9 protein-coding genes are annotated in these 13,980 nt (G+C 58.7%); 3 read left to right on the top strand and 6 right to left on the bottom strand.

From position 1 onward, the window contains the following. The first annotated feature begins 234 nt into the window (after positions 1-234). Complete coding sequence (locus CKW14_RS05815) at positions 235-5,004, top strand: RHS repeat-associated core domain-containing protein (RefSeq protein ID WP_095124946.1); 4,770 nt, start codon at positions 235-237, stop codon at positions 5,002-5,004. Beyond that, positions 5,001-5,378 carry a hypothetical protein gene (locus tag CKW14_RS05810; protein WP_093441580.1) on the top strand — a complete coding sequence of 126 codons (378 nt, stop codon included), beginning with the start codon at positions 5,001-5,003 and terminating at the stop codon, positions 5,376-5,378. Before CKW14_RS05815 ends, CKW14_RS05810 begins: the two co-directional genes overlap by 4 nt. 43 nt (positions 5,379-5,421) lie before the next feature. Here the strand turns inward: CKW14_RS05810 and CKW14_RS05805 are convergent, their stop codons facing one another. Both CKW14_RS05805 and CKW14_RS05800 read right to left on the bottom strand, forming a co-directional pair. Further along, on the bottom strand, positions 5,422-7,212 hold the full coding sequence (locus tag CKW14_RS05805; RefSeq protein ID WP_095124945.1) for a bifunctional diguanylate cyclase/phosphodiesterase: 1,791 nt from the start codon (positions 7,210-7,212) through the stop codon (positions 5,422-5,424). Positions 7,213-7,346: 134 nt separating this feature from the next. After that, a complete protein-coding gene (locus CKW14_RS05800) occupies positions 7,347-9,431 on the bottom strand; it encodes a carboxy terminal-processing peptidase (protein ID WP_176471253.1) in 2,085 nt (694 codons plus the stop codon). A gap of 138 nt (positions 9,432-9,569) precedes the next feature. On the opposite strand from CKW14_RS05800, the gene CKW14_RS05795 reads away from it, so the two are divergent. Beyond that, on the top strand, positions 9,570-10,532 hold the full coding sequence (locus CKW14_RS05795; protein ID WP_095050905.1) for a zinc-binding dehydrogenase: 963 nt from the start codon (positions 9,570-9,572) through the stop codon (positions 10,530-10,532). Between the two features lie 145 nt (positions 10,533-10,677). On the opposite strand, the gene CKW14_RS05790 is transcribed toward CKW14_RS05795, so the two are convergent. From CKW14_RS05790 to CKW14_RS05775, 4 genes are read right to left on the bottom strand one after another with little or no spacing between them, the layout of a single operon-like run. Continuing rightward, positions 10,678-11,331 carry an HAD family phosphatase gene (locus tag CKW14_RS05790; RefSeq protein ID WP_095124942.1) on the bottom strand — a complete coding sequence of 218 codons (654 nt, stop codon included), beginning with the start codon at positions 11,329-11,331 and terminating at the stop codon, positions 10,678-10,680. A gap of 34 nt (positions 11,332-11,365) precedes the next feature. Next, the gene (locus CKW14_RS05785; protein ID WP_095124940.1) at positions 11,366-12,355 is read right to left on the bottom strand and encodes an ABC transporter ATP-binding protein; all 990 of its coding nucleotides are present in this window, start codon (positions 12,353-12,355) and stop codon (positions 11,366-11,368) included. Further along, positions 12,352-13,152: an ABC transporter permease gene (locus CKW14_RS05780; protein ID WP_007916333.1), complete on the bottom strand. Its 801-nt coding sequence runs from the start codon at positions 13,150-13,152 to the stop codon at positions 12,352-12,354. Before CKW14_RS05780 ends, CKW14_RS05785 begins: the two co-directional genes overlap by 4 nt. Next, positions 13,139-13,975, bottom strand: a complete 837-nt coding sequence (locus CKW14_RS05775; protein ID WP_172604543.1) for an ABC transporter permease subunit — start codon at positions 13,973-13,975, stop codon at positions 13,139-13,141. The genes CKW14_RS05780 and CKW14_RS05775 overlap by 14 nt, the downstream gene beginning before the upstream one ends. Positions 13,976-13,980: the final 5 nt, after the last annotated feature.

The raw sequence follows: 13,980 nt of genomic DNA, 5'->3' as shown, positions 1-13,980 counted from the left end.
TGTGTCTGCCCGAACAAACGCGGCGTGAGGTTTTCCTCACGCCGCGTTTGCGTTTTTGTGCGCCTGTTTATCTGTGAGCTGTTTTTTACAGATAAGTCCTACAGTCATCGCCTACTTGCCTGACTTCTTTCCCGATTGATCCCCCGCACAGTTCCCGCGCCTAATTTTTTTGCGCGAGGGAACGCCCATGTTTGATCCGCTTATCCAGTCCACTTCGCCCACCCGCGTGCGTTGATGGACGCCGTCACCCGCATCGAGCAAGCACTCGACAGCTTTCCCGACACCCTCAGCGTTTACCGCGAACAGCTCAAACATTGGGCCAGTCGCGCGGCGGACGAGGTCAGCCACGCGGCGGATCTGCCGTCACTGATGGGCATGGAGCGGATCATTCGCTTCGGCTCCGATAGCACTGCCGTCAGCAGCACCGACAACGCGTTTTTCTCCGGTGTCGTCCAGTGCCCGAAGAGTGGCCCGATGCTGATCGAAAGCAAATTCGAGTCGGTCTACGACATTCCGCTGGGCAACATCGTGGTCGATGTGATCGCCATGAACAGTGGCGAAACCACCCCCATCACCCTTGATGCGCAAGGCAAAGGCTCATTCAAAGGAATACCTGGCAAGTTCTACCGGGTGCAGGTGCACAGCGCTGTCACTTCGGGTCAGGTCGAGGACCTGTTCAAAGCCTATGACGGCCTGACCGCGGAGCTGGATGGCTGGCTGCGCAGTGAATGGCAGAGTTTCAAGCCACAGTGGTCGCAGTCGGTGGCCACGGCGGCGGGCAACGGCATGCTGGCCGGGAGTTGGGCGGCGATCGAGGGCGTGTGGGACAGCATTGGTTTGCTCTCGGACATTCTCAAGGATCCCGGTCAGTTTGCTGAGCGCTTGGGCAGTGGCGCGGCGGATCTGATCGAGCTGGCGAAAACCGCGCCCGAGGTCATGGAGAAGCTGCAACTGCTGGTCAGTGACGAGGCGGCGCTGTGTCTATTGCTGCGCACTGCCAGCTTTTGGCTGGAGATGCTGCCACCCAGTGAAATCGCCGGCAAAACTGCTGAAGCGGCGTCGATGATGATGGTCCAGTTGCTCATCGATGTGCTGATCAGCGTCGTCTTGACGTTCGTCAGTGGTGGCGCAGGCATCGCTTATCTGACGCTGCGTCTGGCGGATCGCGCCGTGCAATTGCTCTCGGCGGTAAAGCGTTTGGTGAAGGCGATGTTTGGCATCGTCGAAGGGTTCATCAAATACGTCGATCAATACAAAACCGTTGCCGCCCGTGGCATCGCCGCCGGGGTGAAAAAAGGCCGGATGCAATTGCGCTGGGATGCGCAGCGCAACACCTTGTTGAAGAAAGACGAGCATCACGACGACTCGCCGGATCAGGCGAAAAACCCCAACGGCGACAGCGCCGATTGCGTGCCGCGCACCTGCACCAACGGCTGCCCGGTGTCGATGGTCACCGGCGAAGAACTGCTGACCTTGAGCGATGCGCTGCTCGATGGCGTGTTGCCGTTTGAGTTCACGCGCTTGTATCGCTCCAGCGCCGCCGAAATCGATGTTGGGTTGGGCTTTGGCTGGAGTCATTCGCTGGCGCATCGGCTGGCGTTTGAAAGCGAATTTGTGGTCTGGGTCGACCACGAAAACCGCCGCACCCGTTTTCCGTTGCCGAGCGTTGAACGACCGGCAATTCACAACAGCCTGTCGCGGGCGGCGATTTTCCTTGGCGATGAACCGGAGGAACTGATCCTGGCGCTGGCCGGCGACACGGCGCGCTTTTATCACTTTCGTGCAGGACGGCTGACGGCGATCAGCGATGCCTATGGCAATCGTCTGACGGTGCAACGCGATCGCTCTGACCGGGTGCAGCGCCTGGACAATGGCGCCGGGCGTTCGCTGCTGTTGCGCTATGAGCAGGCGCAGTTGCTGGGTGTTGATTATCAGGTGTTTCGCGAGGGTGCCTGGAGTACCGAACAGGCGCTGGTCAGTTACCGCTACGACGCGTACCGGCATCTGATCGAAGCGAGCAACGCCGTCGGTGAAAGCGAGCGTTACGACTACGACGACGCTCACGTGATCCTGCAGCGGCAACTGGCCGGCGGCGCGAGCTTCTTCTGGGAGTGGGAGCGGTCGGGCAAGGCTTCTCGCTGTGTCAGGCATTGGGCATCGTTCTCGCAGATGGACACGCGCTACGTCTGGAACGATGACGGCAGTGTCGCGGTGCATTACGTCGATGGCACCGAAGAGACCTACGTCCACGACGAGCGTGCGCGGCTGGTGCGTCAAGTCTCGGCGGATGGTGGCGAGCAGCTCAAGGCCTATGACGCCTCGGGGCGGCTGATCGCCGAGCAGGATGCGTTAGGCGCTGTCACCGAATACCGCTACGACGAAGTCGGACGGCTGATCGCGCTGATTCCACCGGATGAGGCGCCCACGTCCTACGAGTATCGCAACGGTTTCCTGCATAAACGCTCTCGCGGCGAGGCGGTGTGGATCTACCGGCGCAATGCCGAGGGCGATGTCACCGAAGCGGTCGATCCCGACGGTCAGGTCACCCATTACTACTACGACACCCGGGGGCAATTGCTGTCGATCCGCTACCCGGACAGCAGCCGGCATCGTTTGGTCTGGAACAGCCTTGGCCAGTTGACCGAGGAAACCCTGCCCGAAGGTGGCGTGCGGCGCTTTTCCTACGATGCACTGGGGCGGCGGACCACGACTGCGGACGAACACGGTGCAGTCACCCGTCAGCACTGGGACGCCGTTGGCCGACTGATTCAGACGACATTTCCTGGCGGCAGCACCCGCGCCTACAGCTACGGCGCCTACGGTCAGGTCACCGCCGAGCGCGATGAACAGGGGCACATCACCCGTTATGAGTATGACGACGATCTGCACCTGGTTTCGCGGCGGATCAACCCCGACGGCACGCGGGTGCAATACCGCTATGACCATGCGCAACTGCTGCTCACCGAGATTGAAAACGAATCCGGGGAAAAGTACCGACTGGACTACACGCCGACCGGGCTGATTCGTCAGGAAAGCGGTTTTGACGGCCGCCGCACCGCGTACGCCTATGACCTCAACGGGCATCTGCTGGAGAAGACCGAGTTCGGCGATGACGGTTCACAGTTAGTCACGGCGTATAAACGCGATGCTGCCGGGCGTCTGCTGGTCAAAACCCTGCCCGACGGCATCAAGATCACTTACCAATACGACCGCCTCGGTCGTTTGATTGGGGTCGATGACGGCCAGCAACATCCTTTGGCCTTCGAGTACGACCGTCAGGACCGGCTGATCACCGAGCATCAGGGCTGGGGCACCCTGCGTTACCGCTACGACGCCTGCGGCCAGCTCAAGCGCATGCGCCTGCCGGACAACAGCGTGCTCGACTACCGCCACGCCAAGGGTGGCGCGCTGACCGACATCGACCTCAACGGCACGCCGCTGACCCGCCATGTCTACCAGTCCGGTCGCGAACTGCAACGCCAACAAGGCCTGCTGCTCAGCGAATATTCCTACGACGATCAGGGACGATTACTCGCCCACGCCGTAGGCCATCAGCGCGATGCACTGTACCGCCGCGATTATGCCTACAGCGCCAACGGCAATCTCGCGCACATCGCCGACAGCCGCCACGGCCAGCGCACCTACGGCTACGACGCCCTCGACCGGCTGATCCGCGTCCGTCACTCACGCGACGAGCTGCCGGAATCCTTCGCCCACGACCCGGCCGGCAACCTGCTGATGCAGGACCGTCCCGGTCCGAGCCAGATCCAGGGCAATCGCTTGCTGATGCAAGGCGATCGTCATTACGACTACGACGCCTTCGGCAACCTGATCCGCGAACGTCGCGGCCGCGCGCAGACTCTCGTCACCGAATACCGCTACGACAGCCAGCACCGCCTGATCGGCCTGACCCGCCCCGACGGCCAGACCGCCAGTTACCAATACGACGCCTTCGGCCGGCGTATCCGCAAAACCGTCAACGGCGAGATCACCGAATTCTTCTGGCAAGGCGATCACCTCGTCGCCGAAAGCAGCGAACACGAATACCGCAGCTACGTCTACGAACCCGGCACCTTCCGCCCGCTGGCACTGCTCGACGGCAAAGGCCCGAAAAAAGCCTGCCCCTTCTACTACCAACTCGACCACCTCGGCACCCCGCAGGAACTCACCGACTACAGCGGCGACATCGTCTGGTCCGCGCAATACGACGCCTACGGCAAAGTCGCCGCACTGACCCTGGCCGGCGAGGACTACCTGAACCAGCCGCTGCGCTTTCAGGGGCAGTACTTCGACGGGGAAAGCGGGCTGCATTACAACCGGCATCGGTATTACGACCCGAGGCTGGGGCGGTATCTGACGCCGGATCCGATCAAGTTGGCGGGTGGGTTGAATCAGTACCAGTACGTGCCGAATCCGACGGGGTGGGTGGATCCGTTGGGGTTGACGTCGAACTGCCCGCCGCCGAATAAGCCGGGTTGCGAGGTGCCCGGCGGTATTGGTGGGGCTAAGGTTGACGAGGGTGAGCCCGCGCTACCGAAGATGACGGCGCAGGAGCGTAGAGCGAGGATTGATGACTTGGCGGAGGCAAATGCTTTTAGGCGTTTGGATGAAATGGAGAAAGCCACACCAGGCGCACACTTCGTAGAAAAACATGGCAAACAAACCACATTGGCCTCTCAGCAAGAACGTTCAGTGACGGGAAGAAATCCATCGACCGGAGTCATAGAGCTTTACACCAACGGAAGGCGAGCAGGGCAGCCAAAAATTCCCAGTGCAGCCACTCACTTTTTTAGTAATCGAGACCAACTGAACGCCATACATCGTGCCCAGCTTATTTTTAGGCGGAACGGACAAATCGCGTCGAAGGAGCCAATGAATATGGGCAAAATTGTAGGTGAAGGATACAAGAGGGGGGGAGTCATTTACGGACAGCAAACACATGCGGTAGTAATTCTTGATAGAGCCGGCAAGCCGATAACCTCTTATACGGATTTTATGGAATGAAACGTAAACCTGAGTATTTTGTTTTGCGTGGTCTGCTGTTTCTATTTGATATAGAAAATACTGACGACGACGCTCGTGAAAAAATCATTGTTTCAAAGAACGTGAATGATAAGAAGGAGCTTGCCGAGCTATTCGATATTCTTATGAAACCTGAGTTTCTCTCTTATAGCGTTGAAGAGCGCGAGTGGTGTGTTGAAACGTTGAAACACTATTTGGACGTCGATGATGACTTTGATGCGGTATTCACGAAAATCACCACCTATTTCGATGATGATGTAGAGGATCAACGGCAGTTTATGCAGGTTTTGTTGAGTTGTTTATTGAGGTATCAAATCGAAAATCTAAAGGTTGACCCAGTAAACAAATTTGATTGAGCTGCCTCTTCGCGCGGCCTGAGGGTTTGACAGCTTTCAGGAGTCAACATTGGCCAATTAGCTGCGATTGGCGCAGGTCGGGCGCGGCAAGACTGTCAATCACATGCACGCTGTACCCCGGAATATTCTTCGCATGATGCTTCGCCTGGGAAGCCATTTCCGCGAGTTGACTGGCATCGAGTTGTGCGCAGGCCTCGGGGTGTAGATGCACCACGCCGATGGACAGCGACAACAGCGGAAACTCCTGCCGCACTCCCTGGCGATTCGGTGCGATGAAGCAGCCAGCTTCAAGGTGTTCAGGGCGATAGAAGCGTCGGCACTGGCTCTGGAAGTCATCAAGCAGTTGATTGACACGTTTGCGCCAGTCTTCCGGGCCGAGGACGAGCAGGAAGTCGTCGCCGCCAATATGGCCCACGAAGTCGCGGCTCGGGTCGACGCGCTCGTTGAGGCATTGCGCCAGACACAGCAGGACTTCGTCGCCGCGCCCGTAGCCATAAATGTCGTTGAAGGGTTTGAAACTGTCGATGTCGACGTAGCAGATGACCGACTCGCGACCCTGCTGTAACAGGCGAGTCAGGCATTGTTGAATCGGCACATTACCCGGCAGCAAGGTCAGTGGATTGGCATAACGCGCCTGTTGAATCTTCAGTTCGGTGATCAGTTTGAGTACGTCGATCACCCGGCCAAGACCCAGGTAGCCGCCGTTAAGAGTAATGATGAAGTCTTCTTCGATGCGTTGCCGCGCGCGGCTAGTGATCAGGCGGCTGACCTGTTGCAGTGACTGGCTCATTTCCACGGCGAGGAAATCGTCGTTCATCAGACGGCTGATCGGTTTACGCGCGAACAGGTCGGTGGCGAACGGTTTGAGCAACGCATCCGACAATGAGTGGCGGTGGACGATGCCGCAGGGTTGGCCTTGTTCGTCGAGTACCGCCAGTGAGTTGAGGTTGGCCTGGCGGCGGAAGGCCTCCAGCACGTTGGCGGTGGGTGTGTCGCGGTGCACGGCCGGTTGGTCGTTGAGCAGGGCGCTGAGGTCGCTGCCTTCGTCGTTCAGCGCAACGCTGCTGCTGTCGTGTTTGGGCATCAAGGCGCGGGCGTCGCGGGGCGGATGTTCCTGAGGACGACCGAGCAAGTAACCCTGCACCAGATCGACACCCATTTCCGTCAGCACCGCGAGTTCTTCTGGCAGTTCGATGCCTTCGGCGATGACTTGTGCGCGAGAGGCTTTGGCGATTTGCAGGATCGAGCCGACGAACTCTCTCTTCAGCGCGTCCTGATGAATGCCATCGATGAAGTGTCTATCGATCTTCACGTAGTCCGGGCGCAGCTCCGACCACAGACGCAGGCTGGAATAGCCGGCACCGAGATCATCCAGTGCAATGGAAAAACCCATCGCTCGATAGTGATGCAAGGCGGTTTGCAGCAACTGGAAATCGTCGATGGGCGTCTGTTCGGTCAGTTCGATGACCACCTGACTGGGCGGAATGCCGAAATCCTGCAGCAGCTGCAACGTGCGCCCCGGTTGATGCGCGGCTTCGAGCAAGGATTCCGGCGAGACGTTGAGAAACAGTTTGCCCGGCAGTTGCTGCTCGTTGAAGCGGCGACAAGCGCTCTGGCGGCAGGCGATTTCCAGCTCGCTCAAACGCCCGGCCTGACGGGCCACGGCGAACAGCGCGATCGGCGAGTGAAGAGGGCTGTTGGAAGGGCCGCGCGTGAGCGCTTCGTAGCCGAGAATGCGCCGTTCCGAGAGACAAATGATCGGTTGGAACAGGCTGTGTAAACCGCTTTGAGTCAGGATCGAGCTCAAGGCACTCAGCTGTTCGGTCGTGGTCATGGCAATCTCTGGCGATAAAAAAAGGACTGGGAGCGTTCTCAATGAAGAGAGTGGCTCCCAGTCCTTTATTGCACGACAGAATGATGACTGTTTGATGACGATCCGGGGATCGTCAGCACTAAATTGCCATCACCTTACTTCTTGGCCACCTGATTGCTCAGCTTCAGGTAATCCAGCAGCACGCGCCCGGTTTCGCTCAGGTAGGCATCGTCCTCCGGTTTGACCTTGTCCGGGTCAGCGGCCGCAAGAGCGTCTTCGTCTTCTTTCTTCAGCTCTTTAAGCGGCTCTTCGCCTTTGGCTTTGCGACGGATGTTTTCCATCGTCAGTTGCTTGGCGTCGATGTCGTTGTGCTGGGCACGGCGCTCGGCTTCGTTGAGGCTGACGGTTTTTTCTTCCATCAGTTTCTGCGCCAGAGCCAGCTTGTCACGGATGAACACGAACTCGGCATCCTTGGCGGTGCGCGTGTCATGCTCGGACTTGAGCTGAGCCAGGAACGGCTTGAACGGATCGGCTGCCGGTTTGATTGCCGCGCGGATGGTGTCCCATGGCATGGCTTCCGGCAGTGCGCTCTCGCCGATTTCCTTGGTGTCGATCAGCGACGGATAGTCGATGTCCGGCAGCACGCCCTGATGCTGGGTGCTCTGCCCGGAGACACGGTAGAACTTGGCCAGGGTCAGTTTCAGTTCGCCATGGTTGAGCGGCTGAATGGTCTGCACCGTGCCTTTACCGAAGGTCTGGCCACCGATGATCAACGCGCGGTGATAGTCCTGCATGGCGCCGGCGAAAATCTCCGAAGCCGAGGCGGACAAGCGGTTGACCAAGAGTGCCATCGGACCTTTGTAGAACGCGCCCGGGTTTTCGTCTTCGAGTACGTCGACACGGCCATCGGCATTACGCACGAGTACGGTCGGGCCTTTGTCGATGAACAGACTGGTCAGCTCGGTGGCTTCCTGCAGGGAACCGCCGCCATTGTTGCGCAGGTCGATGACCACGCCGTCGACTTTGTCTTTCTGCAACTCGGTGAGCAGTTTCTTGACGTCACGGGTGGTGCTCTTGTAGTCCGGATCACCGGCACGGAACGCCTTGAAGTCGAGGTAGAAGGCTGGAATCTCGATCACACCGAGTTTGTAGTCCTTGCCGTCCTGTTTCAGGTTGAGCACGGACTTCTTCACGGCCTGGTCTTCGAGCTTCACCGCTTCACGGGTGATCGGCACGATCTTGGTGGTCTGGTCATTCGGCGCATTGCTCGCCGGAATCACTTCCAGACGCACCACGGTGCCTTTCGGGCCACGGATCAGTTTGACCACTTCGTCCAGACGCCAGCCGACCACGTCGACCATTTCCTTGTTGCCTTGGGCAACGCCGATGATCTTGTCAGCCGGTGCAACTTGCTTGGTCTTGTCGGCCGGGCCTGCCGGCACCAGACGCACGACTTTCACCTGGTCGTTGTCGCTCTGCAACACGGCACCGATGCCCTCAAGGGACAGGCTCATGTTGATGTCGAAGTTTTCCGCGTTATCCGGCGACAGATAGTTGGTGTGCGGATCGTAAGACATGGCGAAGGTGTTGATGTACGCCTGGAAGATGTCTTCCGGACGGGTCTGGTCCAGGCGCGCCAACTGGTTCTTGTAGCGCTTGGTCAGGGTTTCCTGGATCTGCTTCGGCTCTTTGCCGGCGATCTTCATCCGCAGCACTTCGTCCTTGACGCGTTTGCGCCACAGGTCGTCGAGTTCAGCGGTGGATTTGAGCCAAGGAGCGTCCTTGCGATCGATCAGCAAGGTTTCCCTGGTGGTGAAGTCCATCTTGTCGACGCCTTTGTTCAGCTCGGCAAGGGCGAAGTCCAGCCGCGACTTGACGCGGTCCAGATAGCGCTTGTAGATGGTGAACCCGGCGTTGAGGTCGCCGCTTTTGAGGAAGTCGTCGAACTGGGTCTTCCACTTGTCGAATTCGGTGATGTCGCTGGCCATGAAGTAGCTGCGCGACGGATCCAGCAGCTTGAGGTAGCTGTCGTAGATGATCACCGAGCGCGCATCGTCGAGCGGCGGCTTGCTGTAGTGGTGACGCTTGAGCAACTCGACGACGTTCAGGCTGGCGATGACTTCATCGCGATCAGGCTGCAACTTGTCCCAGCTGTTGGCTGCGAATGTAGTGCCCGACACCGGTAACAAACCGATACCGATGAAAAGAGCGAGGGCGGTGCTGGGGAGCAAATGCTTCATGCTGATTCGACGCGGGGACAATTGATAACGCATATTAGGCCGTCTTTGAAGTCGCCGGTTCTACGAGAGCCGGTCGCATAATGCAAAAAGCCCGGCGCTACAGCTTCGGGCTCAGTCCAGACTCACTATGGAGGCACTGTGAAGGCATTGCAAGGCGTTGACGGTCAAGTGGCATGGGTTGAGGAGCCGAGTCCTACGTGCGATGTAGGACAAGTCCGCATTCGAGTGGCGGCAGCCGGCCTCAATCGCGCCGATTTATTACAGAAAGCAGGGCTTTATCCGCCCCCACCAGGTGCCAGCCAAGTGCTTGGGCTTGAGTGCTCCGGGGTGATCAGCGAGGTCGGCGCCGGCAGTGCCTGGCAGGTTGGCGATAGGGTTTGCGCCCTGCTGGCCGGGGGTGGCATGGCCGAAGAGGTAGTCGTCGACGGCCGGCATGTGCTGCCGGTTCCCGAAGGCGTCTCGCTGATCGAGGCCGCCGCATTGCCTGAGGTTTATGCAACAGTCTGGCTGAATGTGTTTCAACTTGCGGCGCTCAAACCGGGTGAGAAAGTTCTCCTGCATGCCGGCGCAAGTGGAATCGGTTCAGCCGCCATTCAGTTGTGCAAGGCGTTCGGCAATCCATGTTGGGTAAGCGTCGGTTCGGCCGAGCGTTTGGCCTACTGTGAGGCGCTGGGTGCGCAGGGCGGGGTGCTGCGCACCGATGATCTGGAGAGCCTGCGTGATTTCGGGCCGTTCAATGTGATTCTCGATCCGGTCGGCGGCAATTATTCGGCGCTGAACCTCAAACTGATGGCGCTGGACGGCCGTTGGGTGTTGATCGGTTTGATGGGTGGCCGTGAGGCCAAACTGGATCTGGCGCAGGTCTTGGCCAAGCGTGTGCAACTGCTGGGCTCGACGTTGCGCAGTCGTGACGATCAGTTCAAGGCGGATCTGTTGAGTGATCTGGGCCAGCAGGTGTGGCCGTTGTTTGCCGAAGGGCGGTTGAGTCCGCAGTTGGCCAAGGCGTTTGCGGTGAAGGATGCCGAGGCGGCGTTTACGGAGCTGGCGAGCAACAAGGTGGCTGGCAAACTGGTGTTGGTGATTGACGAAAGTCTGAGCTGAGACCAGGGCAAAAAGCCCCTCACCCTAACCCTCTCCCAAAGGGAGAGGGGACTGACTGAGTTGTTCTGTCGAGGTACATCGACCTGACACATGGTGTCGAACTCGGGTTCGGAATGTCAGCCTGCAATTGCAGATTAAATCTTTGTCATTTCCACAGGTGGATTGGCCAGCCGGCTTTTTCGGCGTGCTCCAGAAGCACTGGATCCGGATTCACCACGTGTGGGAAATCCACCTTCAGCAACAACGGCAAATCATTACGCGAGTCGGAATAGAAACTCGCACCCTCCAGGTTTTCCTCTTCAGCATCCAGCCATTCCAGCAAACGCGTGATCTTGCCTTCGCGGTAGGTCAGGGTGCCGACGGTGTGGCCGCTGTAAACGCCATGGGCGACTTCCAGTTCAATCCCCAGAACTTCATCAATGCCCAATCGATCGGCAATCGGTCTGACCAGATGCGTGCCCGACGCCGAGATCACCAGAATCCGGTCTCCCGCCTTGCGGTGGGCGGCGATGGTCTTGGTCGCGTCGCTGAAGATGATCGGTTCGATAAAGTCTTCCACCCACGGCCCGACCAGATGATCGACTTCTTCTGGCGTACGGCCGATCAGCGGTTCGAGGCTGAACTCCATGTACTCTTCCATGCGCAATTTGCCATGGCTGTAGGCGTCCATCAGTTCGTTGTTCTTGCGCATGAACGACTCGGGATCGACCCAGCCCAGGCGCCCCATCTGCTCGCTCCAGAGGGTGGCGCAGTCGCCGTGGATCAACGTTTCGTCCAGATCAAAAATTGCCAGGGCCATCAGTGCAGTTCTCTCTTCAACGTCAGCAAAGTCATCAGGCTACCTCACACAGGGCCGTTGGATCGATGGAAAGTGCCAGTCGCTGACCGTCGGGATGCAGATCGGCCGCCGAGCGGTTAAGCACATCCACCACCAGTTCTACGCCGCGCGCTTCGATCCGGTAGCGGATGACATTGCCGAGCAGGCTGTGGCTGCGGATCTGCGCGTCGAGTTCGCCGTTGAAGCTCAATTCGATGGCTTCCGGGCGAATGGCGATGCGGTGGTTGATCGGGCGCTGCAACAGCTTTGATGCGTCATCAGCATCAAGCAGGTTGTAGTTGCCGATAAAGCCGGCGGCGAACACATCGACCGGTGCGGTGTACAGGGTTTCGGCGTCGCCGCTCTGGACGATTTTTCCCTGATTCATCAGGAAAATCCGGTCGGACATGGTCAGCGCTTCTTCCTGATCGTGGGTGACGAAAATCGTCGTCAGGCCGAGTTCGCGCTGAATCTGGCGGATCTGTTCACGCAGGTGTTTACGAATCCGCGCATCGAGCGCCGACAGCGGCTCGTCCAGCAGCAACAAACGCGGACGGGTGACTAGCGAGCGGGCGAGGGCCACGCGCTGACATTGTCCACCGGACAGTTGATGCGGATAGCGGCTGGCGAAGTCGTTCAGTTCAACCAGTTTCAACACTTCCGAAACGCGTTTATGGCTGTCGTCGGCGTTGACTTTCTGCATGCGCAGACCGAAGGCAACGTTCTGCTCGACGGTCATGTTGGGGAACAGCGCATAGCTCTGAAACACCATGCCGATCCCGCGTTTCTGTGGGCTCAACGGCACGATGTCGACGCCATCCAGCAGGATCTTGCCGCCATCCACTGGCGTCAGTCCGGCAATGCAACGCAGCAGGGTGGACTTGCCGCAACCGGACGGGCCGAGCAGGGTGACGAACTCGCCCTTGTTGATTTCGCAGTCGATATCGCTGAACACGGTGGTGCCGGCGTAGCTTTTCTGCAGGTGTCGGACGCTGACATAGCTCATTCGCTTTTGTCCTTGTTCAAGATGTTGGCGATCCAGGTCAGGACCAGCACGAAAAAGAAATACGAGATGACCAGCGCACTGGTGAAGTGACCGCTGCTGTTGCGCATGTTGTTCAGATAAACCTGCAGGGTTTCGTAGCGCGTGCCGACCAGAATGTTGGCGAAAACGAACTCCCCGAACAGGAACGAGAACGACAGCAGCAACGCGACCATCAGGCCTTTGCGCAGATTCGGCAGCACCACCAGAAACGCCGCTTGAAAGGTGCTGGCGCCAAGCAGTTGCGCAGCGTCCATCAGGTCGCGCAGGTTGATCGCTTGCAGATTGTTGGTGATCGCCCGGTACATAAACGGCAGGGCCACGGTGAAGTAGCAACCGATCAGAATCCACGGCGTGCCGACCATCGCCATCGGCCCCGAACCGTAGAGTTGCAACAGTCCCACCGAAGACACCACCGGCGGCACCGCGAAGGGCAGCAGGATGAGGATGTTCATCAGCGCATCGAGTTTCGGAAAGTGGTAATGCACCACGAACAGCAGCGGCAGGATCAGCACGACTGAAAGCACCAGCGCGCCAACGCACACCAGCAATGACTGGCCGAATGCGTGCAGGAAACGCGGATCGCTCCACAACTGGATGTACCACTTGAAGGTGAAGCCGCTGGGCAGAATGGTCGCCGACCAACTGCTGGCGATCGAATAAACCAGCGTGCCTACGAGTGGTAGCAAAAGGATCGCGAACAGCAGATAAACCACGACGCGGTGGTAGAGGCCGGCCGGGCCGGATTCAGCGCGAGACATGGTAGCTCCTCTTCAACAGCAGTTGATGCACGACGGTGACGATGGTCATCAGCGCCACCAGCACCACGGCCAACGCGCTGGCCAGATTCGGGTCGAGGGAAATATCGCCGGAGACCATCGCAGCAATACGGATCGGCAGGACGTTGAAGTTGCCCGTCGTCAGCGCATACACCGTGGCGTACGCACCGAGGGCGTTGGCCAGCAGGATCACGAACGTACCGAGCAGCGCCGGGGTCAGCACCGGCAAGCCGATATGCCGCCAGAATTGCCAGCCATTGGCGCCGAGCAATGCGGCGGACTCGCGCCAGTCTTCACGCAAGGCGTCGAAGGCTGGGTAGAGCAGCAGCACGCCGAGGGGAATCTGGAAGTAGGTATAGAGGATGATCAGGCCGGTTTTCGAGTACAGGTTGAAGTCCTGAATGATCCCCGACTGCTTCAACATGATGGTGATGCTGCCGTTGAAACCGAGCAGGATGATGAACGCGAAGGCCAGAGGCACCCCCGCGAAGTTGCTGGTCATGTTGGCGAAGGCGTTGACGAAGTTGCGCAATTTCGAGTCGACCCGGCGCAGCGAATACGCACCGAGTACTGCGATGATGATGCCGAACACACTCGACCAGAAACTAATCTCCAGGCTGTACTGAATCGCCTGCAAGTAAAATTTCGAGCTGAAGATTTTGCTGAAGTTGGCGAAGCCCCAGCCGAACTCTTCCGATTGCAAGCTGTTGATCATCACCCAGACCAGCGGGGCGATTTCAAAGACGATAAAGAACAGCGCGAAGGGCACCAGGCACAGCGCCGCCAGCCATTTGCCGCGAGTCATCGAGT

Source organism: Pseudomonas sp. Irchel s3a12, from assembly GCF_900187485.1.
Classification (GTDB): Bacteria; Pseudomonadota; Gammaproteobacteria; order Pseudomonadales; family Pseudomonadaceae; genus Aquipseudomonas; species Aquipseudomonas neuropathica.
Note: the sequence above shows the minus strand (reverse complement) of the source record. Positions and strands in the feature narration are given on the sequence as shown.

Coding starts and splice junctions, on each gene's coding strand:
- CKW14_RS05815 (WP_095124946.1), top strand. CDS start 235: ATGGACGCCGTCACCCGCATCGAGCAAGCACTCGACAGCTTTCCCGAC.
- CKW14_RS05810 (WP_093441580.1), top strand. CDS start 5,001: ATGAAACGTAAACCTGAGTATTTTGTTTTGCGTGGTCTGCTGTTTCTA.
- CKW14_RS05805 (WP_095124945.1), bottom strand. CDS start 7,212: ATGACCACGACCGAACAGCTGAGTGCCTTGAGCTCGATCCTGACTCAA.
- CKW14_RS05800 (WP_176471253.1), bottom strand. CDS start 9,431: ATGAAGCATTTGCTCCCCAGCACCGCCCTCGCTCTTTTCATCGGTATC.
- CKW14_RS05790 (WP_095124942.1), bottom strand. CDS start 11,331: ATGGCCCTGGCAATTTTTGATCTGGACGAAACGTTGATCCACGGCGAC.
- CKW14_RS05785 (WP_095124940.1), bottom strand. CDS start 12,355: ATGAGCTATGTCAGCGTCCGACACCTGCAGAAAAGCTACGCCGGCACC.
- CKW14_RS05780 (WP_007916333.1), bottom strand. CDS start 13,152: ATGTCTCGCGCTGAATCCGGCCCGGCCGGCCTCTACCACCGCGTCGTG.
- CKW14_RS05775 (WP_172604543.1), bottom strand. CDS start 13,975: ATGACTCGCGGCAAATGGCTGGCGGCGCTGTGCCTGGTGCCCTTCGCG.